Source organism: Microcystis viridis FACHB-1342 (assembly GCF_014698335.1).
Classification (GTDB): domain Bacteria; phylum Cyanobacteriota; class Cyanobacteriia; order Cyanobacteriales; family Microcystaceae; genus Microcystis; species Microcystis ichthyoblabe_A.
On sequence record NZ_JACJSV010000029.1, the window covers coordinates 1 to 25,167 of the forward strand.

Consider the following 25,167-nt stretch of genomic DNA (forward strand, 5'->3'; position numbering starts at 1 on the left):
CTTTTGGCTTGGGCGGCAATTATATCTGAGGGGTGAAAATAGGGGGAATTCCAAAAGTCGTAGGTGGCACTCGCTGCGGCTAGATTTCCCGAAGCTTGTGGCACACTTGTACTAGGTTGGCTGGCCAAGTTTTCTACGATACTGATTAACCTTTTCTTTCTTCTGGTGTCCCCTAGGTCTGCATACTGTAATTCTTGGGCTGCCCATTTCTCCATTTTTTTGCTTACCTCCACCTTAATTCCTTCTTTCAAAACTATACCTATCAATCGTTTCCCCTTTTTTTAAGTTTCTTCTCTTTTTGTTAAGAAAAATCTGACTAATGGATAGCTTAATAAGGGGGGTGTCTGAAAACTTTTAACACCTACCTACTTAGTTTGTGCTTTTTAATTTTTTGAGAACTAGCCAAGCATTCGTTTAGTTGTGTCAAGATTTCCTCTTTATTTAAATTTCTGCCGATAAAAACTAACTGATTCTGAGGAGATGTATCCCATTCTACCGCTTGCAGATCGTAACGAAGACCGCTCAATTGAAAAATATGTTTTAAATCGCTTTGTTGAAACCAGAGAATACCTTTAGCTCGAAAAACATTTACTGGAATTTTTTCCGTGAGAAAAGGTTCAAATTTATCTAGATTAAATGGTTTATCGCTAACAAAGGAGACAAAATTAAAGTCTTCAGGAGATTGATTATCAATGGAGATTGGGCGATTTTTTTGAAAGTCTCTCAACTGGACTTTATACAATTCTTCTTTAGTTAAACCTAGATCTAACAATAAACCCAAAGGAACCTGACCATAACTACTTTTTAGGAGTCTTATACCCTCTTTTTCTCGACGAATAAACTTTTCTAAATCATCTAATTTCTTGGGACTGACTCGATCTATTTTATTGAGAATTACCACGTCACCATAACGAATTTGACTAAGGGCAATATTACTATCAAAATGATCGGCAGTAAAGGTTTCAGAATCCACGAGGGTAATAATAGAATCTAAGCGAGTCAGATATTTTAATTCCGTGGCCAGGAAAGTGAGGATAATTGGCAAAGGATCGGCTAATCCTGTGGTTTCAATGATTAGATAGTCCACGGGTATTTCTTTTTCTAAGACCTGATAGACTGTCTCAATTAAACTATCATTAATCGTACAACAAATACAGCCATTACTCAATTCTACCATATCTTCATCGATGGAAACAAGCAATTGAGAATCAATATTAATATCCCCAAACTCATTGACTAATACGGCAACTTTTAACCCTTCTTTATTGTCAAGAATATGATTTAGTAAGGTAGTTTTTCCACTCCCTAAAAAACCAGTAATGATCGTCACAGGCATTCCCGATTTAGGCAAGCAAGGGAGAGAATCGGAGAGAGGAATTATCAAAGAACTCATGGCAGCTAACCCACTTGTAAGTTAATTAATTGGCAGAAAATAGGCTTTTCTCAACCCTGTTAAATTCGTCTGGAGGGGATCGATCTCCCCTATTTGCCGGTTTATACAAAAGTTTCAGAGATTAGTTTTAGATAGGATCGCCGTTTGCATTTTTTCTAATAAATCTGCCAGCGTCATCGAACCTAAATCACCCCCTTGTCGAGTGCGAACACTTAGAGTTTTACTGCTAACTTCTCGTTTTCCAATCACAGCTAAGACAGGGATTTTTTCTAGTTCTCCTGTACGAATTTGTTTGCCTAAACGCTCACCACTTTTATCGATTTCCACTCGATAACCAGCTTGTTTTAACTGCACTGCTACCTCTAAAGCATAATGCTGCTGTTCATCACTAACGGGTAATAAACGGACTTGAATAGGTGCTAACCAGAGAGGAAAATCTCCCGCATAATTCTCGATTAAAATACCAAAAAATCTTTCCAAAGAGCCAAAAATAGCTCGATGAATCATAATCGGTCTTTCCCGAGTACCATCCCTAGCGACATATTGCATATCAAAGCGTTCTGGCAAGTTAAAATCGACCTGAATCGTGGAACATTGCCACATTCTACCGATCGCATCTTGAATTTTTATATCAATTTTGGGACCATAAAAAGCCCCACCTCCCTGATCCTCAATATAATCCCACTTTTTAGCATTTAAGGCCTCAATTAAAGCTGCGGTTGCCAATTCCCAAACACTATCGCTACCCACGGATTTACTGGGACGAGTCGATAAATTTACCTCATAATTAGTAAAGCCAAAATCGGAGAGAATTTTCTCGGTTAAATTCAAAACTCCTAGAATCTCTGCGGCAATTTGTTCGGGCAAACAGAAAATATGAGCATCATCTTGAGTAAAACCTCTTACCCGCATTAATCCGTGTAAAACCCCCGATCGCTCGTAACGATAAACTGTGCCTAATTCTGCCCATCTGAGGGGAAATTCTCGATAGGAATGCAGGTCATTTTGATAGGTTAAAACATGAAAAGGACAATTCATCGGCTTAATTTGATAGCTTTGCTGTTCTAACTCGATCGCCTCAAACATATTGTCGCGATAAAAGTCCCAATGTCCAGAAGTTTTCCACAGATCTAAATTAGCTAGATGGGGAGTATAAAGAAATTGATAACCCGCTTCTAAATGAGCTTGGCGCCAATAATCTTCGATTAAATAACGCATTGTTGCACCCCGGGGATGCCAAAAAACTAAACCGCCACCGGCATCTTCTTGGATGCTAAATAATTTTAATTTTTGTCCCAATTTGCGATGATCTCGTCGCTGCGCTTCTTCTTTTTGTTGGAGATAATTTTGTAATTCTGCGGGGGTTTGCCAAGCTGTGCCGTAAATTCGCTGTAATTGCGGCTGTTTTTCATCTCCTTGCCAATAAGCACCCGCTACACTCTCCAAGGCGAAAGCATCTGGGTTAATTTCCCCCGTCGAGTTGAGATGGGGTCCCGCGCACAGATCCCACCAAAATTCTTCCGGGGGAGAAACAGCGCCATCAATTAACGAGGGTTCTCGATCGCTCCGTCCTGCGTCCGGACTACCGATAAAATAACGGGTAATGGTTTCATCTGGGGGAATTCTCTCTAAAATTAACTTTTTGTAGGGTTGATTAAGGCGCTCGATTTCTGCGGTAATTTCGCTTCTTTCCAGCACTTCTCGGATAATTGGCAGGTTTTTCCCGATAATTCGCCCCATTTCTGCCGCTATTTTCTCCAAATCTTCGGGGGTAAAGGGTGTTGGGCGATCGAAATCGTAGTAGAATCCCGTTTCTGTCCAGGGACCAATAGCGACTTTGGTTTCAGGAAAGAGAGTTTGTACAGCCATCGCTAAGATATGGGCGCAAGTATGGCGTATTTTTACGATTTTTTGCGAATCTTCCTCGATAACGGAGCTTTCTGCTCGGGGGGACTTAATCTGATTGACCATTGCCAGCTAAAATGATAATGATTATCATCTTAGCAGAGGAGGGCTGATGTCTGAGAGAAAAATGCGCTCAAATCCTCTAGCGGCAAGCTCAACGCTGATAGCTTACCGCTCAAACTGGAAGTCTCCCTACTTTAAAAAGCAGGTATTACCGATGATATTCTCAACTTAACAGCCAGAATCCAGGTTATGATGACGAGAAAAGAAACTGAGAAAACAGGTTTCTTCAAGAAACCCATTTTCTGATTTTCCTGAATTTCTCGCTCAAAATCCCGACAATCGATCGCCTCTTCCGAAAAGGCACGCATTGGATGCACCGAACATTTCAAGCGATAATCTCCAGTACAAAAAACACAGCGACTACAGGGAATTCGATGCAGCTTTTGCAACTGCCGGCGCCCTTGGGCAACAGCAAGAAAAAGGGCAGTAAAAAAGAACAGCAGCGTTATCCAGATTGCGATCGGACAAAAGAGCGGTATTAGCCTTAACATAAATCTCGATTTTTGTCAATTAAGGAATAATTACAGTTTGCTCAGAAAGAAATTCCTGTGGAACTAGAGATCGCCAGAAACTAAAAATCTCTTGACTGACGCTGTAGGGGTGGGAATAGTGGAAAAAATAACGCCCTTTGTGACAACTCCAAATGCGATCGCCTGACTTTAACCATGGTTGCCATCCCTGCAATAAATGCTGATCAATTACCGTATCGATATCTCCCCCACAGACTAACAGGGGTACGGGAACTGTCCCCGGGGGGAAATGGGCATTCTGATAGAGATTATGGGGAGAAAGGGACAATAATAAATCCTCTTCCAAGAGATAGCGATATTCTTGGGTTAAAGCGCAGGATTGATGACCAAAAAGATTGTGAACCGATTGATTGAGCAGAGTTTGACGAGAACAAGGCAGTAATTTTGATAGCACATAATAATGAGCTTGCCAATCGATCGCCGGATAGACTCCCACAGAGAGCAAAGTTAAGGATTTTACCCTTTCCGGATAACGACGCGCATACAGTAATCCTACTAATCCCCCCGTGCCGTGGCCGACTAAATGCAGCGGTCGATCGCATTGTTTCAGGTAATCTTGTATTAATACTAAGGCGATATCAAGAGAAGCTGGCTGATCAAGAGATTGACAGTATTGCCAATCAGCGATCGCAACTTCCCGGGCTAAACAATCCAACACCGGGCGATCAAAACGGCGAAAACTGGGGTTAACATTAATCCAAACTGCATCAGGTAATCGAGACATAATAATCAAGGATATAGGGGATTTTTTAGCGATCAGTAAACAGTAAGGCTCTTCGGTTTGTGTTATGCAATGGACGGGGGTTATAAGGGATGGAACCCATATATAGAAAGGCATTTAGCGATTTTTGTCAATTATTTTCGATCTAGAGCGAACTAATCAATTAAATCCCTTGCCAGATAAGGATTTAGTCGATTTATGCCCCCCTATCGAACCATATCAAGTAACGAAGATCCATCAGTAGTCGGTGAAAAGAAAGCTGCGAACTAGCCACTTAATACTATTCACTGGTAACTGATAACTGATAACTGGTAACTGATAACTGATAACTGATAACTGATTGATAGCTAACTAAACGCCAAATTCGCCCTTAAGTCCCGCGACCCAAGTTTTGATCCGTTGTTCAGTTAAATCGGATTGGTTGTCTTCATCGAGGGCTAAACCGACAAATTTGCCATTTTTTAGGGCTTTCGACTCGTTAAAATCGTAACCTTCTGTCGGCCAGTAACCGACAGTTTTACCCCCCAGGGAGGCGATTTTTTCTTCCAGTATCCCCAGAGCATCTTGAAAGTTATCCGCATAACCGATTTGATCCCCCATCCCGAAATAAGCGACCTTTTTGGAGACGAAATCAATGTCATCCAATTCATCGTAAAAACCCGCCCAATCGCTTTGTAATTCGCCGATATTCCAGGTGGGACAACCGATAATCAGGGCATCGTAGGGGGCAAAATCCTCGGTAGAAGCGGAGGAGATATCGTGTAATTCTACAATTGCCTCACCTCCAAATTCTTTCTGAATCATTTCCGCTACCGTTTCGGTTTTGCCGGTTTGCGTGCCAAAAAATAAGCCAATTTTTGCCATAAAATTTGTCCTTGTTGCGAAATAAGTGAGTTTAACTCTTAATTCTCCTTGATAGGGAATAAAGCCCCTGATTACAGTTTTCTCTCTCTGAAACTGGCATTTCCTGCCGGCAAGAACTACAGTACCAATAAGAGCGAGAGCGTCCAATGTGATGCAGCAATTTGGTGTTACAACAGGTACAGTAAGGCATAAGGGACAGTTAGAAAGATTGATCAGCGGGGAAAATTAGGAAAATCGATAATTTATCCTAATCTTCCTTGAAAAAACTAGGCTTCTATCGCATTTAAGGCTTTTTCTACTCGTTTAAAGTCAAAACCCATCGCGCGTAAAGCGTGCCAGAGATGACCTTGTAAAAAGAAGAAAGCGAGGAAAAAGTGGGCATTAGCTAACCAACAGCGCGCCGTATGTACTCCAAAGGGCAATTTCACCGTGTCGGCAAAGTAGGGAGCAATTCCTAACTTCACTTCTAAAATTGGCCCGTAAAATTCGACTGGATAAGCGAGGGTATTTACCCCACAGAAATAGGCGGCCACGAAACCAGCTAGGGCAATTCCGCCCAAAGAATAGGATAAAATGGCTTCTCCAGAGAAAATCAGCACATTTCTCGCCCATTTGAGCGGGGGAACGATAATATGCCAGATACCGCCCCCAATTAACATTAAACCGACGTAGATATGACCACCGACTAAATCTTCGAGATTGTCCACAGTAGCGAAGTGGGTTTGATAGCCATAGATAACCCAAGGATCGAGGGTTGGTTCACTAACGACTCGGACAGCGCCGATAGTTGCGTCGTATAATCCCCCCCAGTACATAGCTTTGGCCGCTAATAATAATGCAGCTATACCTAAAAAGAGCAGGTGATGACCGAGAATAACTCCTAATTGTCGGGGTTCACTCCAATCGAAATGGAATTTTTTCCCCGGACCAGAGGAATCTTTCAGGGTTTCTGGGACTCTTAACAGGTGAAATAAGGCTCCTGCTCCCAAAACTGCCGAAGAAATCAGATGAATTGAGCCAATCACGAAAAAGGGATAGATATCGATGATTTGCCCCTTTTCTCCGACTCCAAAGCCTAAAGTGGCCAGGTGCGGCAGTAAAATTAAGCCCTGTTCTGCCATGGCTATATCGGGGCGATACTGGGAAATTTCAAATAAGGTGAAGGCTCCTGCCCAAAAAGCGATTAAAGCAGCTTGGGCAACGTGGGCAACGATAAATAAGCCTGATTTATCGGCAAAACGGGCATTTCCTGCCCACCAGTCGTACTTGATCTGAGGATTGTCGTAGGTCTGCATGGCATCTTTTAACGAAAATAGAACCAAGCTTATTGATAATAATATGCAATAAGCTTTAAGTCTTAGTCTAGAATAATTCTCAATAAAGTCAAGTTAAGAATTGTTACAGTTGCTCGGTATACTTTAATACATTAGTATTTTTAGCCGGTTTAGCCTTTGAAAATCAAGGCTTTTCAGCATGAATCTTGGATCGCAGCTAGAGTAATCTTCTCAAATAATTGAGAATAATTATTAATTAATTTTTTCTAAAAAAGGCCTAGAATAGGGTCAGGCAGAATGATCCGAGGCTGTGAGGCAGGAGTTTCAGGCTTTGTTGCCCCCTTTTCTTGTACCAGTTTATGTACTGCAAGAAGGATAATGCAAGGTTTTTGAAGGTTCCAATCCTATTTTCGCAGCATGAACATCGGATTTTAACAGGTCAAAAGCCTTATCTAAAAAGGGTTTTACCATTATTCAGCAAACCCTAATTACTTCCTCAGCAGTTCTTCGGCATTTTGCAGGATTTCGAGGACTTGTTCGGCACTAATCAAGCGTTTTAGCACCACTTGCCCGATAGTGGAGACAGCATCGGCAATTTCTGCACTCTTGGGGGCAACTTCCACCATAATCACAGCTTCTTCCACCTTATAAAGCCATAAAACCTGTTCTCCCTCTAAAATACCGATATTTAATCGCTCTGTCTGTGGTGGTCGTCGCCAACTACTCGCATTGTCCCACAAACCACCAAATTCCCACACCCGTCCTATTGTCCAACCTGCCGTTAAGAAAAAATATTTCACTTTGTTACTCAATCTAGAATCAATCTCTAGCTTTCTGGCTTAATTGGTTTTCAGCCGTCAAATTTTATCAAAAAACTGCTAACGTCCCGTTAATTTCACCACCCCAATGCCCCCAAAGTATAGACCCAAGACCGCCCCTGCTAACAGGGATTGGGTGAGAGGATCTGTGGAAGGGGTTAAAATCGCGCCTAAAATCACCGCCCCCAAAACCACGAAACGCCACCCCGATAACATCGTTTGTGAGGAAATAATGCCTAAAAAGCTCAAAATCAATTGAATAACGGGAATTTGAAAGGCGATGCCGGTACTAAACAGTAAAAGTAAGACAAATTCAAAATAGCGCTCGATCGACCAAGCTTGTTCGACCACTTCCGCCCCATAACTGACAAAAAAGTTTAAAGCGGCGGGAATCAGGGCAATATAGGCAAAAAATAAACCAGCAAAAAATAAAACACTCGATCCTAACACTACCGGGACAATTAAACGCCGTTCGCGACGGGTTAACCCCGGCAGCACAAAGAGGATAATTTGTAAGAGAATGACCGGACTAGCCACCAGTATGCCGCTATATCCAGCTACTTTTAGGGAGACGAAAAAAAATTCTCCCGGGGCCAACTGCAAAAATTTTACCCCTTGGGCGGGGACTTCCAGCACTTGTACTAGGGGTTTAACGAAGATAAAACATCCCACCGCACCCACAGCCACGGCAATTAAACTATAAAAAATCCGGCGCCGCAACTCCTCCAAGTGGTCAAATAAGGACATTTCCACTTCTCCTGGCAATTCGTCGAGAAATTCGGTACTGTCTGGGGGCGGGGTTTTTACTTCTGTCGATGACATGGCTTTCGCTTGATCGTTCTCTACTCAAGCCTTTATCCTAGCATTGTTGACCCTTAGCCTTGAATCAGTTATCAGAATTCAGGAGTCGGGAGATTATTTTTAGGACTTATACCAAATTTCTAAATCCATGACAGACATCCACGCTCGAATGCTTGCCAAGCTTGCATTCGTTGTGACGCAAATAAAGAAAAATGGTATTAGAGGAGAGCATCTCACCTTTGTAACCCATATTCCGTACTGGTTAAGAGGAGGTAAAAAATAAACTCAGAAATAGCGACGGAATAGCTACAATCAAATCAACCAGTCACTCACCTGACAATGACTCAACTAACCGTTAAAAATCTCGACCATTTAGGCATCATCGCCGCTATCATTGATGAGCTAGGTATTGTGGACTATATGAATCAACAACTTGGAGAAAAAGACACCACCCACTCACTTAGGAAATCACCATGGAACTTTATCAACGAATAGCCGATTTTTATGACTCCTCTAGTGGACTATGGGAAAGGATTTGGGGCGAACATATGCACCATGGTTACTACGGTCGCGGCGGCAAGATTAAACTCGATCGCCGTCAGGCACAAATTGATTTAATAGAAGAATTATTAACTTGGGGTGGTGTCACCGGCGCTAATCAGATTCTCGATGTCGGTTGTGGTATTGGTGGCAGTAGTCTTTATCTGGCCGAAAAATTTCACAGCCAAGGAGTGGGGATTACCTTATCCCCGGTACAAGCCGCTAGAGCCAGCCAAAGAGCGCAAGAGTTCAATTTAGAAGAACAAGTGAGTTTTTGCGTGGCTGATGCCCTAAAAACCCCCTTTCCTGAGAATAATTTTGATCTGGTCTGGTCTTTGGAAAGTGGCGAACATATGCCCGATAAAAGGCAATTTCTGCGGGAATGTTATCGGGTTTTGCAGCCCGGGGGGACTTTTTTGATGGCTACTTGGTGTCATCGTCCCACCACTTCTCTGGCCGGTAATTTAACGGAAGGAGAGATTAAACTATTAAACGAGATTTATCAGGTTTATTGTCTGCCCTATGTGATTTCTTTGCCAGAATACGCCGATATTGCCAGTGACATTGGCTTTCAAGACCTAAAAACCGATGATTGGTCACTATCGGTGGCGGCCTTTTGGGATGTGGTGATTGACTCGGCCCTAAACCCAGATGCGATCGCAGGTTTGTTAGCCAGCGGTTACACTACTATCCAAGGGGCTTTATCTTTAGGGTTAATGCGGCGCGGTTACGAGTCGGGTTTAATTCGTTTTGGCTTACTGCAAGGGAAAAAATAAAGGCTGATCTCTCCATTTCTTTTTAACAAAACTTAACAATTATTGGCAAAATTTTGCTTGCTTTTCTGGGGAGATTTTGAGATAATATTTCTAAAAGATTTTATTCATAATGGAAACATTGACAATTATCTAAATTGGCACAGATTCCCATTATAAAAAAAGCATAACGCAAACCGCCGCCTAAGTCAAGCCCTTTCCCATACTTATGGGTGCGAATTTCCATAAATCAAAAAAAAGGCTTTGGTGGGGGCAGTGATCAGGTAGAACTGGGGAACGAGATAATCTTCAAGCAAGATTCTGTATTTCTAAAATTCTACACTTAGGTTTTCCTAAAATGGCTCAGGGCAGATTTGAACTGCCGACCTTGGGCTTATGAGTCCCCTGCTCTGACCAACTGAGCTACTAAGCCGTTGTTTACACAGTTACCAATCATAACACATAATCACCCAATTGCACAAGAGCAAAAAAGGGAAGATTTTTTCTTCCCTTTGGGGGCATCTTTAACGTCTGCCTGGCAGGAAAGCCATGGGATTAACTGCTCCCCGGCCGGAGGGGTGAACCTCGAAATGTAGGTGGGGGCCGGTGCTAAAGCCACTGCTGCCCATCTGGGCGATCGGTTCGCCTTGCTGAACAGTTTGGCCGCGACGCACCAGCAGACGGCTGTTATGGGCATAGAGAGTGGTGCTACCATCGGGGTGACGAAGTTTCACCAGATTGCCATAGCCGCCCGAATTCCAACCGGAGGCGATTACTTCACCGGCTGCCGCCGCCACAATCGGGGTCCCCACTGGACCGGCGATATCGATGCCGCGATGAGGTCTGCCCCAGCGCCAACCGAAACCGGAGGTTAATACACCTCTAGTGGGCCAAATAAAGCCGGTAAAAATCGGGGCGGGGTTAGGTAAATGCTCATCGGGATTAGTGAGGGGAGGAAGGGAAGGTTCTACGGTTTCGCCGACGGGAATTCGGAGGCGGTCATTATATTCTTCCACATTGGTAGGAGCCGAACCGATAATCTGGGGGGGGGTGCTTTGGTTAGAACGAGAACGAAGGGCTGTCCATTGGGGATTAGGGGTTATTTGCCGATCATCGGGGGTTTCTGCGGGATTATCGACGGGAATAGCGATACTTTTCTGGGTTTCCGAAAGGTTAGTTTCCCGCAGATTAGCCACCTCTTGGCGCAATCTTTCCCGATAGCTGCCGGTGATATTTTCGGGAAATTCTTCCGTCCCCGTGGTGGCGGTGGCGGCTGGCAAATTTTGCCGATTGCTGGGGTTAAAAGACAACCTAGTGCGATCGCCGTCCAAAGGGGTAAGATTTTGATTAACTCTAGCGTTGGCAGAGCGATCAGGAACCACTAGGGTTTGATTAACTTTAATCCGGTTGGGGTTGTCAATGCCGTTTTCCCTAGCTAATTCGGCGGGGGTGATGCCGAGAGCGCGAGCGATCGTGTTTAAGGTATCCCCTGGCCGAACCCGATAAACTTGGTTTTCTGGGGGAACTATGACCCGAGGATTGGGAATGGCAGGAATTTCAGTCACAGGAGCCGGATTTCGTAGGGCAACGCTAGGAATTTCCGGTCTGCTGGTTAAGGGAGGATTAAGGGGAATTGTGGCTATCGGGCGATCGCTTTCAGGGGTGGGAACGGGAATCGGGATCACCTGACTGGTTGGTCGGGGGGATTCTTCGGGAGCAATAACGGGAATCTCGACGCTAGTTGGCGAATTATCGGGAACGAGAGCGGTAGTTTCGGTGACGATTACCGTTTCCCCGGAATTGGACTGATGGGGGTTTTCCTCGGTTCGCAAGGCGGCCAAACTTTCTTGGAGACGTTGACGGGTTTGACGGAGACTAGCAGAGGAACTATCCAACTGCTCAGGAGTTGCTGCCGGGGCTGCCGGGGGCAACTGCTCAGGAGTGGGAATTTTTAAGGTTTGTCCGATAATCAAATCGGATTGGGGGGAGAGATTATTGCGGGCAGCGATCGCTGTGGGGGTGGTTTGATAGCTGTCGGCTAAACTCCACAGGGATTCTCCCGGTTTCACCTGATGCTCAACCACTGATGTGGCGATGAATTTGACGGTGGCGAGTGCTTGGGATTGGATTATTTGCGGTTCTTTTAGTTCTTTACCCGCAGCTTTGGCTTTTTGGGCCAGGTCAATCACTTCCCATTCTAAGGGTACAGAATTGGCGGCCTGGGCTGATTCTGAGGTGGAGTTGAGAATGCTAGGTACTCCCAGAGAGAGTGCTAATCCCAGTAGAGCAACTGAGTAACGGACTCGGTTAGACTCAGCGGTGCAATTCTGTTCTGGGGTAGCAGATGTCATGGGGTTGTGGATAAAAGTCTCTTTCAAACAGACCTCCTGTGGTGTAAAGAGTTAGCTAGAGCCAGTGGATTAAGCCGATGGGTCTAGCTTTCAGCATTAGCCTTGAGGCTAGAGTAGAAGTTAAGCAACTTTACTTTTTAGTCAAAATACCTAAAGGTGACTTTTAGGTGAGATTAACTTAGATTTTGAAATTATGCAAGTCTATCTCTGACCATTAGCACCGGGATCACGGCAAGTTGGTGACATTTTGAATGTCCAGATTGACGATGCTCTATCTCAGATGTTCCAAGCTGATCAGCATTTTTCGTCCTGCCAATTTTTGCCAGTTTTTTGATAGAAAATTTTTATCGGTTTTGCCGTTTACTAAAGAAATTATTAATGATTCGCCGCTCGCAAGGAGCAATGATGGCTATTGGGGGGGCAATAATTAGGGTTTGCCCAAAAAGTTTTTCGTGGGGTGTGGGGTGTGGGGTGTGGGGTGTGGGGTTTTACCGAGAACAATACGGGGCGTTGATGTCAAAACAAATACAGCCTAACGCCTACCGGCTCTTCATAGAAATTCCCCAAGCTAGAGAAAATTATTGGGATGAGCCTCAAAGATATTATTGATGCGTTACCTGCGGGTTTTTGCACCCGACAAGAGCGGTGATCGTACTATCCTTATAGTTGGTATCCTAATGTTATCAACACAACATCTTCTAGTTGAGCTATTGTTTCAGTCCTAAGTAGTCCTAACCGCTGAATTAAACGGGTCTTATCTAACACTCTAATTTGAAAACAAAGTGCGACTGAATCCTGCGATAACCCGCCATCTCCCTGTCTAATCAACATACAGATTGGTAATGAAGCACGGCGTTGGTTTGTCGTTAGGGGAATAGCAATGGTTGTTGTGAAAAATTGAGAAACAATATCATTTTGAAAAATAATGATAGGACGAATACCTGCCTGCTCAAAACCTTGAGCAGGATTGAGGTTTGCTAACCAAACTTCCCCACGTTTAAGCTGTTCAGTCATTGATGATCTTCCTGAGCAAGCATCACTGCATAATCATCCATTCCAGCTTCGGCAAAGATACGGTCTTCCTCGGCGAAATCAGTCGCAAGGGAAACAAGTTGACTAGGATCAAGAATGATCCGGCGGCGTTTATCTTGGAACTTGAGAAAGGCAATGAAGTCAGCAACTTGCTGAAGTTGATCATTAGTTAGTTGGTCAAGGTCTTGCTTAAGAGCTTGGCGAGTGACTGGCATAGCAGCGAGTTAGAAGATTGTAAGCTTTTAATCTATTTTACCTTTTTCGTCCCTGAAACTGAACCTCTCTATTTTAACTTAAGCGATCGCATTTTCAGAAATTCATAGTTCTAGAGTAGCCCAAGTCAAAAAAGCCAAACATCTTCAACTTTTGATAACTGCTCTGAGTCCAGTTCACCTAATACCAATCGATTTTAGTTTTGATCCCCCCTGCCCCCCTTGATAAGGGGGGTTTGATCCCCCCTGCCCCCCTTGATAAGGGGGGTTTGATCCCCCCTGCCCCCCTTGATAAGGGGGGTTTGATCCCCCCTTACTCCCCCCTTAATAAGGGGGGTTTGATCCCCCCTTACTCCCCCCTTAATAAGGGGGGTTTGATCCCCCCTGCTCCCCTTGATAAGGGGGGTTTGATCCCCCCTTACTCCCCCCTTAATAAGGGGGGTTTGATCCCCCCTGCCCCCCTTGATAAGGGGGGAATCTGATAATTTTTAACGACTACCTACTTAACTCTAGGAAATGACAGGTTTCAATCATTTAATTAAAAAGAATACACGGCTGTTTTGATATTTTGGTAGTTATCATCTAGATCTGATTCTAGGAGAATAATCGCAGTAATTCTTCTCGTCATCTCGCTGACTTCCTGCACTTCTGCGATAGTTAATCCCCGTCCTAATAATTTTTCCTCGCGATAACTTAGCCATTTTTTAATGACTTGATAACCCCCGATAGTATATTCCCAAACCCGGGCCGGTATATTTTGCCAATAGGCTCGATCATTGAGATAAATATCATAGGTGGTCGTTCCTAATAATTTTCGCATTTCTGGGCTAATTACGCTCATTTCTGCGGTTGTATATTGTCTGGCGATCGCTTTTCCTTTACCCGGCATTGTCACACCATTTTTACCCCCATGTCCCCAACCGACGTTAATAATTAAATCCCCCTTATCCGGGTTTAAATTTCCCCCATCAGTGCAGGAAATCAAGGCGATTTTTTGCAGTGCAGGGGTCGGTTTTTTGGTGACTCCTATAACGGGGTTTTCTGTGTCTAAAAGAGATGCGATCGCTTGTCCTAGTTGGGCAGATTTAATTAATAATTCTTGGCTATTAGGAAGGGGAATCCTTGGGAAGTCTTGACGAATACCGTCGGCATTTTCCCGAAGATACAAGGGAGAGTAACCAATCGCTAACGAGTGCAGCCAAATTAAGGAGGCATTCTCGATATTTTCATCGATATTATTAATACCCAGTTCATTTAAGTATTGACGAGATTTTTCCGAGAGATTGGCTTTTATTGAAAGACTATTAAAGTTACTGGAATCGAATAATTTTCCTTGAGTATTATCTTCTGTATTCACCTTCTCTGAATTTTGACGTAATCGTATAGGAAAGTGATAAGCATGACCTCTAATAAAGTCAAAGTCTCCTAAACAGTTAGTAAAATAAAATGGTATTCCTTCGGGAGAGGCAACACCAGCAGGACGACTGACTAAAAAGGAATTACCTTGAAATTGATGAATAAATAGCGAAGGTCTAGACTCATTCCAAAGCGGTCTAATTTGAGTATAATAACACCACTTAACCTCATAGGGTCTGAGCAGATAAGGTAACAGCATTTGAGTATTAAATTTTTTGCGTAACTTTAAGACTTTATCTCTGGCTTTTTTGGCATCAAATCGAGCTGCATCTTTAGTTAAACCTGTATTAAGTGATGCTAATTCTTCCCATGAAACATTTTGATCAAAGTATTTACTTATCCTTTCCGAAAGAATAGTTTTATCACTATCAATAAAACTATAGCCTCGATTCTCTTTATAACCTGTAATTGGAGCTTCATCAGATAAATCTGTTAACTTTGGCCATGCTAAATAGTGAGAAGAAACATCGGAGGGACGGAAAGAATAACGATTAGATTGTTCTGGGTTAGAGACTTGATACAAAGCATCAAAATCTTGATTATTTAAACTATCTAATAACTGTTCTCGTTTAGCAACTCCCCAGAAATGGCGAAAATAGACATCAACATTTTTATTCCTTACTTCCTTTCTTACCATTAGTCCGATAGTTGTCCCGACTCGAATCCCTTCCTTATTGTATTGAGTAGAAAAAACACTAGGATCTGGATTACCTTCAGGGGTTAACTTTCCCGTTTCGCGACTATCCCCATTGAGACAATCAAACCAAAGACGATCAAATTCTTGTAAAAATCTTTGACGCATCACCACAAAAGAAGGATCACCGAGATAGGAAAAATTAGAAATATAACAAACAACCCCTTTACCAGTATTTTCTGAAATACATCTTTCTGCTAAACGAAAAAAGCGCACATATAACTCATCCAAATTAAACTTTTTAATCCCCCAATCGGAGATTAAACCCTGTTTATACACTTCCACTAAACCTGCTTCTTCTGCGGGACTTGTTCCAGCAAAAGCATTGTAGGGAGGATTACCGAGAATAACTAAAATCGGTTTACCGCGCTTAACTTCATCGGCTGCTTCTCGTTCCTTATTTAACTCTGGAAAACTCAATTGTAGCTGTTGAATTTTCTGTTTACTTTCCTCATCGGGAGGTTGCCAACCGGTTAAAGCATTAGTCAGATAAATCCCCACCCGTTCACTATCTTCTATTAAAGGTACACCCAAACTTTGCAGGAATAAACCTAATTGTAGATGAGCGACGACAAAAGGAGCGGTTAAAATCTCGAAACCGAAAATTCTTTCTATGGCTGCTTTTTTCACCAAAGCCATGGCTAAAGCACCCGCCCCATTTTCCTGTAAAGTATCGGTAATATAGCGCAAAACCTCGACTAAATAAGCACCAGTTCCACAGCAAGGATCGAGAACATAAACATCGGGATTAGCTAAACCGTCCTCGATATTTAATTCTTCTCGTAAAACTCGATCGACTCGCGCTACCATATAGCGAACAATTTCCGGAGGAGTGTACCAAACTCCCAATTCTTTGCGTAAATCAGGATCAAAAGCTTGCAAAAATGGTTCATAGAAATACTGTACCGCTTGTCCCTCATCGAATTGACGAAAAAATTCCTCTCGTCGCACTCGATTTAAAGCTGCACCGGTCCAGTTCAAAACTTCTACTAATCCCAAAGATTTTAACTTACTCGGTGCGGCGATCTGCTCGAATAGGATCGCTAACATGGGAACATGGAGATGGTGGGCTGCGGATTTCCAATCGAACTTATCCTCTTTATCCTCGCGATTGAGGTTTTGCTTGTGCCATAATACCCAAGCAGAAAATAAACCATAAAAGAGGGTTTGCACGAGGGTAGAACGGAAAAATTTATTCCCCTGTTCCCGTTCAAATTTGATACCTAGGGCATTTTCTAAAGCTTGACGAATATTGGCCAGAGCGGGAAGATCGGAATGATGTTCTAAGCGTGCTTTTGCGTCCCGCGCATAGGAAGCAAGAAACCAAGCAACATCGGCCGGTGAGGTGATAGGAGCCGCCTGTAAAAGCACTCTCTTTAGGTATTCTAAGAGGCTATCACCGTGTTCGGCGGCAAATTTGGATGGATTTGAGGTTTTTAGCCAAAACTCGGCTTCTGACGGGGCTAAACTATAGGCTTCTAATTCTACCGGTTGACCTTGGCTATTGCGACCGATGAGCAGAAAATCGCGATAATTGCTGACTAATACTTGACCGTATTTTTGCCAGTATTTTTGTACTTGCTCGCTGGCGGCGATTTTTTTGATATCTTCTCTGGTTCCCTTAATCTCGATCGCGCCTCTTTCGGGAAAAATCGCCGTAAAAGGTTCTAATTCTTGATTTTTGGGGAATTGATCGACGTTAAAAAGTCCCCCGTCCGGCAATCCCGCACCCTGGTTTCTGAGGTTGATAATGCAGCGCACTCGCGGTTTTAGGGTTTTACCGATTTCGTTGAGGAGAGTTTCGAGAGTGCCGTAGTAGGAGGTTTCTTTTACCGCTGCTTGGGAGGAGTGGATTTCGTGCAGGTTGCGAAAATAATTGACGAGGGGATTCATTAGGAGTCTTGTAAAAATCAAAAATTGTTGTTAGGGTTAGGAGTCAGGAGTCGGTCGTCAGGAGTCAGGAGAATTAAGAATGAATAATAATTAACTAAATAGTCTATTTACATATTTTATGCCATTTAATCCTTATTTTTGCCATTTTTGAACCCTCAAAAATTAATTATCGGTCGCAACTAGCTTCTGAAGCCTAATCCTGGTCAGGCGTTTGCTTACAGGCCCTCTCTACTCGCACTTAGAAATTAATTGAATGGAAAGAGCTTCTACAGTACAGTGAAAGTTAACGTTACTGTTGGAAAAAACCTAATCCCATGAATCGTCGTGAATTTGTTGCCCTCGTTGGTGTTGGCGGAGCCATGGCCTGCGCCCCAGAAATCCTAGGGACGACTACCGACCAAGAGATGACCCCGGCCCAAGCGGCGGATGGCTTTGTGAAAGTGACGGGCATTACCCTCAAAGAATTGGAAGCCAAAGGCAGTTTTCTGGATAAAAAATCCCCGGTCGGCTCCTTGCTCTTGATCTGGGAGAAAAAGACGAAAAAGATCAGTGCAGTAAACCCGACTTGTACCCATGAAGGCTGTACGGTGAAATGGAATACTGGCGCACAGATTTTAGCTTGTCCCTGCCATACGGGAAAATTTACCGCCACTGGAGTCGTCACGAATAAACCCCCAAAAGGCAATCTAACCACCTATCAAGTCAAGGTCGAAAAAGACGTTATTTTCGTGAAAAAAGCTTAACGGGGTTGACGGAATACCATGCCTTTGGTGACACGGGTAGAATTAGTGACTCTCTACTCGCACTTAGAAATTAATTAAATGGAAAGTCTCCATAAGGGAGAGGGACAAGTAATTTAGCTTCACTCTCGCCTCTAAGAAGAAATTAAGCCGGGGATTTAGTCAATTTGGTCAAGAATAATCAGTTAGAGATGAGAAATCAGACCCCTAATTTCTTCCCTGCCTGAAATTTCTCAATTTCTCAGACTAAATTTGAGTACCAAAATCAGGGTAAATAGCCCAAATATCAACTTAATAAAGTTTTAATAGACATTTAAGCCCTAATAGATTAATCTTGGTTTTTTTTAAGCCGATATGCTGCCTCGCTAATCCTTTTCAGACTTGAAAACTGACTATTCTGTTAGGGGTTGGCCGTCAGAGAGGTCAATTTTCAAGGATAATTTGTAACAGAGTGTTGAAAATTCCTTTAATCTTAGTCATGAGCGATCGCCCACCAGAACTAACCCTAGCCGACCAGGCCCCTGCCAACCACGAATGTCGCTCCTGCGGCTACGTTTACGACCCCAGCAAGGGAGATAGTAAAACCAACACTCCCGCTGGAACCCCCTTCGAGGAATTGCCAGAAACGTGGCGCTGTCCCGTGTGTGGTGTGCGTCGTTCCCAATTTATCAACATCGGAGCTAAAGATGCTCCTTCGGGATTCCAAGAAAATCTTAGCTATGGTTTTGGAGTCAACCGTCTCACTCCCGCACAAAAAAATATTTTGATTTTCGGGGCTTTAGCGCTAGGATTTGTTTTCTTTATTAGTTTGTATGGTTTAAACTAACTCAAGCACTCATTATCTTTAAATCTAACGGCTCTTATGAGCCTGTAACTCATCGGGTACAAACCTTAATCCGTCCCGATTCCTTGACCAATACCTCTGAACCATTGATGAGAAAACTGAAACAATTTGTAATAGTTCTAGCTGTAGCCTTTTTCTGCTTTAGCTGTAGTAGTGTGCCATCCCTGAGCAATAGTCCTTGGCAAATCCTCACCCTCGACACTGACTCCACTTTTGCCGATATCGCCTTTACCGACGACCTGCAGCACGGTTGGTTAGTGGGAACCAAATCTACCCTCTTTGAAACCAGCGATGGGGGGAACAGTTGGCAGCAAAAAGTCCTCAACCTTGGCGACGAAAAAGTTAGCTTTAGCGCCGTCAGTTTCCACGACCAAGAGGGTTGGATTGTCGGTAAACCCTCAATTCTTCTCCATAGCGAAGACGGGGGCAGCAGCTGGTCCCGTATCTCCTTAAGTGAAAAATTACCCGGTTCTCCCTACGGAATTATCGCTCTGAACGACAAAACCGCCGAAATGGTCACGGATTTAGGCGCTATCTACCGCACCAAAGACGGAGGCAAAACTTGGCAAGCTTTAGTGGAAGGTGCTGTGGGTGTGGCCCGGACAATTGTTCGTTCCCATGATGGTAAATATGTGGCCGTTTCCGCACGCGGGAACTTTTATTCCACTTGGGAACCGGGGTCAACAGAATGGCAACCCCACAATCGTCTTTCTTCCCGCCGTTTACAAAAAGTCGGTTATGGTGAAAAAGGGGAATTGTGGGCCCTGGCCCGGGGTGGTCAACTACAATTTACTAGCCCCAATGATCTCGATACATGGGAAGATAAGGTATTCCCCGAGTTTTCCACCAGTTGGGGACTTTTGGACCTCAACTACCGCACCCCCGAAGAAATTTGGGTCGCTGGTGGTAGCGGCAATCTCTTGGTCAGTCATGACAACGGCCAATCTTGGCAAAAAGATCGCGCGGTGGAAAGTGTCCCCTCCAATCTCTATCGAATTGTTTTTATCAATTCCGACAAGGGTTTTGTCTTGGGACAAAATGGGGTTTTACTGAAATATAATCCCCCCAGCGAGCCGGCCTAAAACTTGTCTCAGGGTCAACAAAGTCTCTATTATAGAGATTGAATTTTTCAAGTCCTATCATTCCGAGGAGAACCATCCATGTCAGGTAGTACCGGCGAACGTCCTTTTGGCGATATCGTTACCAGTATTCGTTACTGGATTATCCATAGCATCACCATCCCCATGCTCTTTGTCGCAGGTTGGTTATTCGTGAGTACCGGTTTAGCTTACGATGTTTTTGGCACTCCCCGTCCCGATGAGTATTACACTCAAGAGCGTCAAGAATTACCGATCATTAATGATCGCTTTGAGGCCAAAAATCAAATCGAGCAGTTTAATCAGTAGTTTACTTTAATTAAGGATAAAAACAATGGCTAGTGGTAATCCCAATCAACCCATTTCTTACCCCATTTTCACCGTTCGCTGGTTGGCAGTTCATACCTTAGCAGTCCCCACTGTCTTCTTTATCGGTGCAATTGCGGCAATGCAGTTTATTCAACGCTAGGAGAACAATTATGGAAAGAACACCTAATCCGAATCGGCAAGCCGTCGAGTTAAATCGTACTTCTCTTTATCTAGGTTTACTCCTAGTTGCTGTCTTGGGAATTTTATTTTCCAGCTATTTCTTTAACTAATTAGTCCCGATTTATTGTCATCGCAATTAGGAGGTGTTATTCATGTTCGCAGAAGGTCGTATTCCTTTGTGGTTAGTCGCCACCATCGCCGGTCTAGGCGTTATCGCTGTGCTTGGTCTTTTCTTCTACGGAGCTTACGCCGGTTTAGGTTCCTCTATGTAATTCCATTACGGGTAATTTCCCCCAGCAAAAAGCCGTTAGTTATAGAAATAACTAGCGGTTTTTTCAGTATTCGGTGAAAAGTAAAGCTCGATCGAACTTTAATACCAAATCCGTTTTTAATAGTGTGATTAACTCTCAAGTTATCAATTGTTTCTCCCTGCTCCCCACTCCCTGCTCCCTTCTCCCCACACCCCACACCCTGCCCCCACGAAAAACTTTTTCAGCATACCCTAATTAAAAAAAGGAGTCAAAGACTTGACTCCTTTAGTTATATGGATGATTTAGCTAAAACTAAACTTCTTGTTTACGAGTGCTAAGATCACCCAATTTTTGGAATAAACCGAATTCCACTTGTTCTTCCAGATCTGGATCGACCCCGGCGAATACGTCGCGGTAGATGGTACGAGAACCGTGCCAGATGTGACCGAAGAAGAATAGTAAAGCAAAGACAGCATGACCGAAAGTAAACCAACCTCTTGGAGAAGTGCGGAATACCCCGTCAGACTTGAGGGTTTCGGTGTCAAACTCGAAAGCTTCACCGAGTTGCGCTCTACGCGCAAATTTCTTCACATCAGCAGGATCGCTGAACACCTGACCATCGAGAGCGCCACCGTAGAAGGAAACGGTAACACCACTTTGTTCGATACTCAGTTTCGATTCCGCACGACGGAAAGGAATATCAGCGCGAACGATACCTTCCGAGTCAGTCAGGACAACGGGGAAGGTTTCAAAGAAATTAGGCATCCGACGCACGCTGAGGACGCGACCTTCGCCATCTTTGAACACGGGGTGTCCTAACCAAGATTTAGCGATACCGTCACCGCTATCCATGGCACCAGTACGGAATAAACCACCTTTAGCGGGGCTATTACCGACATAATCATAGAAAGCCAGTTTTTCGGGGATTGCTTGGTAAGCTTCGGCGATGGTGGCTCCATTGGCGATGCTGGCCTCCACACGACGCTCAATTTCTTCTTGGAAATAGCCCTTATCCCATTGGTAACGGGTCGGGCCAAAGAGTTCGATCGGCGTGGTAGCATTACCGTACCACATGGTTCCAGCCACGACGAAAGCGGCAAAGAAAACGGCGGCGATACTGCTAGAAAGCACCGTTTCGATATTACCCATTCTCAGGGCTTTATAGAGTCTTTCGGGGGGACGAACGGTTAAATGGAATAAACCGGCGATAATCCCGACGATACCCGCAGCAATGTGGTGAGCTACCACACCCCCGGGGTTAAAGGGGTTAAAACCAGCAGGTCCCCATTCCGGAGCTACGGGCTGCACATGACCAGTTAAACCGTAGGCATCGGAAACCCACATCCCGGGACCCCAAAGGCCTGTTTGATGGAAAGCACCGAAACCAAAGCAAAGTAAACCAGATAAGAACAGGTGAATACCGAACATTTTCGGCAAATCGAGCGCAGATTCGCCCGTGCGGGGATCGACGAATAATTCTAAATCCCAGAAAACCCAGTGCCAAACCGCCGCTAGGAATAGCAGACCGGATAAGACGATATGAGCGGCGGCAACGCCTTCAAAAGACCAGAAACCGGGGTCAACACCAGTTTCGCCAGTGACGCTCCAGCCACCCCAAGAACCAGTGACACCTAAACGGGCCATGAAGGGCAGCACGAACATTCCTTGCCGCCACATCGGGTTTAATACGGGGTCGCTGGGGTCGAAAATAGCAAGCTCATAGAGGGCCATGGAGCCAGCCCAACCCGCTACCAGTGCGGTGTGCATCAGGTGAACGGAAATTAAACGGCCCGGGTCGTTGAGAACGACTGTGTGTACTCGATACCAAGGTAGTCCCATTGACTACGCTCCTCCTATTGACAATTTAGTGTCCACTTAGACGCTTTTTATATTCAGGGTCAAAATATAAGCCCAACAATCTCGACTGTTAAGTGCAAGAGTTAGCCAACCTACATTATCCCTTGAAAAGTGTATCTATTCTAAAGAAGTGTAACTATTGTTAGAAGATATTTCAAGTGTTGGCGATCGGTCTTCCGCCAGAATATTCTAGATCAGGGTGTAGGGTGTGGGGTGTGGGGTGTGGGGTGTAGGGTGTGGGGTGTAGGGTGTAGGGTGTTGGGTGTGGGGAGATGGGGAATTATGACTGATAACTGATAACTGATAACTGATAACTGATTACTTCCTCAGTAGTTCTTCGGCATTTTGCAGGATTTCGAGGACTTGTTCGGCACTAATCAAGCGTTTTAGCACCACTTGCCCGATGGTGGGGACAGTATCAGCAATTTCGGCACTCTTGGGGGCAACTTCCACCATAATCACGGCTTCTTCCACCTTATAAAGCCATAAAACCTGTTCTCCTTCCAAAATACCGATATTTAATCGCTCTATCTGCGGTGGTCGTCGCCAACTACTCGCATGGTCCCACAAACCCCCAAATTCCCACACCCGTCCTATTGTCCAACCTGCCGTTAAGAAAAAATATTTCACTTTGTTACTCAATCTAGAATCAATCTCTAGCTTTCTGGCTTAATTAGTTTTCAGCCGTCAAATTTTATCAGCTTTTTAGCCCCCAGCCATCAGTCAGAAAAGGCAATAGGCAATAGGCAATGGGCAATAGGCAATAGGCAATGGGCAGCTTTGTTCTCCCTGGGTGCATCCCACATTTGCAGAAATACCGACAATCAGCAATTATCAGTTGGATGAAACGGACTATCTGCTTTCCACAGAAGCTAACCGTCAACATCTCCAAGAGGCAATAGAATCTCTTAAAAATCCTGATAGTTATATTTATGTAGATGCTGCTAACTTATGAGGAAAGTCGCCTTTCTAACCCGAAGTTTTGATGAGTTTAACCAATAGGCGATCGCAGACAAGAAAGTTTACGCTAAAATTGTCAGCCTTATTAAAGATGTTCAAAGAGAGCCTTTTTCTGGACTAGGAAAATCAGAAGCATTAAAACATGAACTATCAGGATTATGGTCACGACGCATTACAAAAGAACATCGCCTAGTTTATAGCGTGTCTGATTATGACACAAAAGCTAGAACCTCTGGAAATGCGTTGCAAGGGAGTTCCTTGCAACGAGATAGAAATGAGAAGAACCCTTTACTGATTAATTTTTCACAAAAGTAAATTTACCATTTTTACCATCGGCATCCATTTTAATTTGTGCCACGGAGAATTTATCCTGAATGATTTCCCCTTCGGGAGTAAAAGCAATATCTCCCAGGACAGTCACATACTTACCCGCTAAAATTTCCTGATTTAATTGTTGGCGAATTTGTTCGAGGGAAAGTGTACTGAGTTTATTTTTATCATCTACCCGTTTTAGGGCCTCGACAAAAACTTGAATTCCCGTAAAAGCTTGAGCGGTAAATTGGGGCGGTGCTTTTTTATTTTCTGCTGTATAAGCGGCGACAAAATCCCGATTAATAGGATGATCTAATTCTGGGTTATAAGCTTGAGCGATGAGAATACCATCACATTGAGCTTGACAAACCGGGAAAATATTAGAAGTATTTAAACCATTGCCACCAATAATTAACCCCTGATAGCCTAATTGTCGCAACTGTTTGACCAAATTGCCCCCGTCAGCAACCAAACCAGAAATAATCACTAAATCCGGTTTAATATTAATAGCGGCGGTGGCTTGGTTTTGAAAATCTGTATCGGTGGTTTGGAATTTCTGCACGGTGACAATATCAAGATTTAAACTTTTTAGAGTTTCTTGAAAAGTTTCCGTTTCCGATTTACTAAAAGCATCATTTTGGGCAAAAAAGACAGCCACTTTTTTAATCTTGGGATCGATTTTTAAAGCGGTTTTAACTGCATTGGGAGCGACCACAGCCACAGGAGCGGACACCCTACCCACATATTCACCGATCTGGGGGATACCTTTAGCCGTGTTAGACGGGCCGAGAATGGGAACTTTAGCTCGATCGGCGATCGGACTAGCGGCAAAAGCTTGCTGAGACAAGGACGGACCAAGAATACCCACCACCTTATCTTGAGTGATTAGGGTATTAATGGCGTTGATTGCGCCCTGTTCATCCCCGGCCACATCCTGGATAATAACTTTAATCGGTGTTCCATTAACTCCGCCCTTTTTATTAAAATATGTTTCAGCCATCTTGACACCGATCACCTGTTCCTGTCCCAATAGGGCGAGATTGCTGGTTTGAGCTAAAGCTGCACCGATGGGAATAGCAGCAGTGGCGGCGTTTTCTGCGGGACTGGGGTTAGTTTGACTGGTGGGAGTGCCGGAATTGCAGGCCACCACTAGACCGAAAGTGACTAGGGATAGTATTAAGGGGATTAATAAACGTTTTCTGAGCATCTTAACTCTCCGGGGACTGATATTGTTGATGACACTATTATTTCGCTAATCGGGTTGATTTCAGCGATAATTCTCGACGCGATCGAAGCAGATTTTGCTCCCTTAGCGCCTTTTGTTTCCCCTAATTTTGTCGATTAACCTCCCCGTCTCA

29 protein-coding genes and 1 tRNA gene are annotated in these 25,167 nt (G+C 44.0%); 13 read left to right on the forward strand and 17 right to left on the reverse strand.

Features of this window, described 5'->3' with window-relative positions; genetic code table 11:
• The 9 genes from H6G40_RS11160 to tatC form a co-directional block, all read right to left on the reverse strand.
• Positions 1–215: IS4/Tn5 family transposase DNA-binding protein (locus tag H6G40_RS11160; RefSeq protein ID WP_190537532.1), on the reverse strand; the 215-nt coding region annotated here is incomplete at its 3' end.
• 146 nt (positions 216–361) lie between these two features.
• On the reverse strand, positions 362–1,393 hold the full coding sequence (locus H6G40_RS11165) for a CobW family GTP-binding protein (RefSeq protein ID WP_069474446.1): 1,032 nt from the start codon (positions 1,391–1,393) through the stop codon (positions 362–364).
• Between the two features lie 114 nt (positions 1,394–1,507).
• Positions 1,508–3,364, reverse strand: a complete 1,857-nt coding sequence (thrS, locus tag H6G40_RS11170) for a threonine--tRNA ligase (protein ID WP_190537679.1) — start codon at positions 3,362–3,364, stop codon at positions 1,508–1,510.
• A gap of 131 nt (positions 3,365–3,495) precedes the next feature.
• Complete coding sequence (locus tag H6G40_RS11175; protein ID WP_069474448.1) at positions 3,496–3,852, reverse strand: hypothetical protein; 357 nt, start codon at positions 3,850–3,852, stop codon at positions 3,496–3,498.
• 19 nt (positions 3,853–3,871) lie between these two features.
• A complete protein-coding gene (locus H6G40_RS11180) occupies positions 3,872–4,615 on the reverse strand; it encodes an alpha/beta hydrolase (protein WP_190537681.1) in 744 nt (247 codons plus the stop codon).
• Positions 4,616–4,963: 348 nt separating this feature from the next.
• Complete coding sequence (gene fldA / locus H6G40_RS11185; RefSeq protein WP_002735314.1) at positions 4,964–5,476, reverse strand: flavodoxin FldA; 513 nt, start codon at positions 5,474–5,476, stop codon at positions 4,964–4,966.
• A 266-nt stretch (positions 5,477–5,742) separates the two neighbouring features.
• Complete coding sequence (locus H6G40_RS11190; RefSeq protein WP_002738253.1) at positions 5,743–6,771, reverse strand: chlorophyll a/b binding light-harvesting protein; 1,029 nt, start codon at positions 6,769–6,771, stop codon at positions 5,743–5,745.
• A 467-nt stretch (positions 6,772–7,238) separates the two neighbouring features.
• The gene (locus H6G40_RS11195) at positions 7,239–7,550 is read right to left on the reverse strand and encodes a hypothetical protein (protein ID WP_042790841.1); all 312 of its coding nucleotides are present in this window, start codon (positions 7,548–7,550) and stop codon (positions 7,239–7,241) included.
• Between the two features lie 78 nt (positions 7,551–7,628).
• Entirely contained in the window at positions 7,629–8,390 is a 762-nt protein-coding gene (gene tatC / locus H6G40_RS11200; RefSeq protein ID WP_002737652.1) for a twin-arginine translocase subunit TatC, read from the reverse strand.
• A 127-nt stretch (positions 8,391–8,517) separates the two neighbouring features.
• On the opposite strand from tatC, the gene H6G40_RS23690 reads away from it, so the two are divergent.
• Genes H6G40_RS23690 through H6G40_RS11210 form a run of 3 tightly spaced genes read left to right on the forward strand, consistent with a single transcriptional unit; the run spans position 8,518 to position 9,685 of the window.
• Positions 8,518–8,652: a hypothetical protein gene (locus tag H6G40_RS23690; protein ID WP_256094024.1), complete on the forward strand. Its 135-nt coding sequence runs from the start codon at positions 8,518–8,520 to the stop codon at positions 8,650–8,652.
• A 56-nt stretch (positions 8,653–8,708) separates the two neighbouring features.
• The gene (locus H6G40_RS23695) at positions 8,709–8,864 is read left to right on the forward strand and encodes a DUF4277 domain-containing protein (RefSeq protein ID WP_002735546.1); all 156 of its coding nucleotides are present in this window, start codon (positions 8,709–8,711) and stop codon (positions 8,862–8,864) included.
• On the forward strand, positions 8,843–9,685 hold the full coding sequence (locus tag H6G40_RS11210; protein ID WP_069474451.1) for a methyltransferase domain-containing protein: 843 nt from the start codon (positions 8,843–8,845) through the stop codon (positions 9,683–9,685). Before H6G40_RS23695 ends, H6G40_RS11210 begins: the two co-directional genes overlap by 22 nt.
• 335 nt (positions 9,686–10,020) lie before the next feature.
• Here H6G40_RS11210 and H6G40_RS11215 read toward each other — a convergent pair.
• Together H6G40_RS11215 and H6G40_RS11220 are read right to left on the reverse strand one after the other, a co-directional pair.
• A tRNA-Met gene (locus H6G40_RS11215) sits at positions 10,021–10,094 on the reverse strand.
• 91 nt (positions 10,095–10,185) lie between these two features.
• Positions 10,186–12,012 carry a peptidoglycan DD-metalloendopeptidase family protein gene (locus H6G40_RS11220; protein WP_042790840.1) on the reverse strand — a complete coding sequence of 609 codons (1,827 nt, stop codon included), beginning with the start codon at positions 12,010–12,012 and terminating at the stop codon, positions 10,186–10,188.
• Positions 12,013–12,390: 378 nt separating this feature from the next.
• On the opposite strand from H6G40_RS11220, the gene H6G40_RS11225 reads away from it, so the two are divergent.
• Positions 12,391–12,621 (forward strand): hypothetical protein, encoded by a 231-nt coding sequence (locus H6G40_RS11225; RefSeq protein ID WP_069474452.1) that lies wholly within the window; start codon positions 12,391–12,393, stop codon positions 12,619–12,621.
• A 51-nt stretch (positions 12,622–12,672) separates the two neighbouring features.
• Here H6G40_RS11225 and H6G40_RS11230 read toward each other — a convergent pair whose 3' ends face one another.
• The 3 genes from H6G40_RS11230 to H6G40_RS11240 all read right to left on the reverse strand — a co-directional run bounded on the left by H6G40_RS11230 (position 12,673) and on the right by H6G40_RS11240 (position 17,259).
• Positions 12,673–13,026, reverse strand: a complete 354-nt coding sequence (locus H6G40_RS11230) for a type II toxin-antitoxin system PemK/MazF family toxin (RefSeq protein ID WP_069474453.1) — start codon at positions 13,024–13,026, stop codon at positions 12,673–12,675.
• A complete protein-coding gene (locus H6G40_RS11235; RefSeq protein ID WP_002737182.1) occupies positions 13,023–13,259 on the reverse strand; it encodes a hypothetical protein in 237 nt (78 codons plus the stop codon). The genes H6G40_RS11230 and H6G40_RS11235 overlap by 4 nt, the downstream gene beginning before the upstream one ends.
• A 535-nt stretch (positions 13,260–13,794) precedes the next feature.
• Entirely contained in the window at positions 13,795–17,259 is a 3,465-nt protein-coding gene (locus H6G40_RS11240) for a type ISP restriction/modification enzyme (protein WP_190537683.1), read from the reverse strand.
• Positions 17,260–17,573: 314 nt separating this feature from the next.
• On the opposite strand from H6G40_RS11240, the gene H6G40_RS11245 reads away from it, so the two are divergent.
• From H6G40_RS11245 to H6G40_RS11275, 7 genes are all read left to right on the forward strand, one after another.
• Complete coding sequence (locus H6G40_RS11245; RefSeq protein ID WP_190537685.1) at positions 17,574–18,002, forward strand: QcrA and Rieske domain-containing protein; 429 nt, start codon at positions 17,574–17,576, stop codon at positions 18,000–18,002.
• A 475-nt stretch (positions 18,003–18,477) separates the two neighbouring features.
• On the forward strand, positions 18,478–18,825 hold the full coding sequence (locus tag H6G40_RS11250) for a rubredoxin (protein ID WP_002736293.1): 348 nt from the start codon (positions 18,478–18,480) through the stop codon (positions 18,823–18,825).
• Positions 18,826–18,932: 107 nt separating this feature from the next.
• A complete protein-coding gene (locus H6G40_RS11255) occupies positions 18,933–19,925 on the forward strand; it encodes a photosynthesis system II assembly factor Ycf48 (protein ID WP_002736815.1) in 993 nt (330 codons plus the stop codon).
• 78 nt (positions 19,926–20,003) lie between these two features.
• Complete coding sequence (gene psbE / locus H6G40_RS11260; RefSeq protein ID WP_002737435.1) at positions 20,004–20,249, forward strand: cytochrome b559 subunit alpha; 246 nt, start codon at positions 20,004–20,006, stop codon at positions 20,247–20,249.
• Positions 20,250–20,274: 25 nt separating this feature from the next.
• On the forward strand, positions 20,275–20,409 hold the full coding sequence (gene psbF / locus H6G40_RS11265; protein WP_002736175.1) for a cytochrome b559 subunit beta: 135 nt from the start codon (positions 20,275–20,277) through the stop codon (positions 20,407–20,409).
• Between the two features lie 10 nt (positions 20,410–20,419).
• A complete protein-coding gene (locus H6G40_RS11270; protein WP_002735805.1) occupies positions 20,420–20,539 on the forward strand; it encodes a photosystem II reaction center protein PsbL in 120 nt (39 codons plus the stop codon).
• Positions 20,540–20,581: 42 nt separating this feature from the next.
• Positions 20,582–20,701, forward strand: a complete 120-nt coding sequence (locus H6G40_RS11275; RefSeq protein WP_002736108.1) for a photosystem II reaction center protein J — start codon at positions 20,582–20,584, stop codon at positions 20,699–20,701.
• Between the two features lie 291 nt (positions 20,702–20,992).
• On the opposite strand, the gene psbB is transcribed toward H6G40_RS11275, so the two are convergent.
• Complete coding sequence (psbB, locus tag H6G40_RS11280; protein WP_002749271.1) at positions 20,993–22,519, reverse strand: photosystem II chlorophyll-binding protein CP47; 1,527 nt, start codon at positions 22,517–22,519, stop codon at positions 20,993–20,995.
• 336 nt (positions 22,520–22,855) lie between these two features.
• Positions 22,856–23,167: a hypothetical protein gene (locus H6G40_RS11285; protein ID WP_002749272.1), complete on the reverse strand. Its 312-nt coding sequence runs from the start codon at positions 23,165–23,167 to the stop codon at positions 22,856–22,858.
• Positions 23,168–23,330: 163 nt separating this feature from the next.
• On the opposite strand from H6G40_RS11285, the gene H6G40_RS11290 reads away from it, so the two are divergent.
• The gene (locus H6G40_RS11290) at positions 23,331–23,492 is read left to right on the forward strand and encodes a hypothetical protein (RefSeq protein WP_002774666.1); all 162 of its coding nucleotides are present in this window, start codon (positions 23,331–23,333) and stop codon (positions 23,490–23,492) included.
• Between the two features lie 50 nt (positions 23,493–23,542).
• Positions 23,543–23,812, forward strand: a complete 270-nt coding sequence (locus H6G40_RS23700) for a Txe/YoeB family addiction module toxin (protein WP_071590317.1) — start codon at positions 23,543–23,545, stop codon at positions 23,810–23,812.
• Here H6G40_RS23700 and H6G40_RS11300 read toward each other — a convergent pair.
• On the reverse strand, positions 23,793–25,016 hold the full coding sequence (locus tag H6G40_RS11300) for an ABC transporter substrate-binding protein (protein WP_002736048.1): 1,224 nt from the start codon (positions 25,014–25,016) through the stop codon (positions 23,793–23,795). The two genes, H6G40_RS23700 and H6G40_RS11300, sit on opposite strands and share 20 nt — an antisense overlap.
• Positions 25,017–25,167 lie beyond the last annotated feature (151 nt).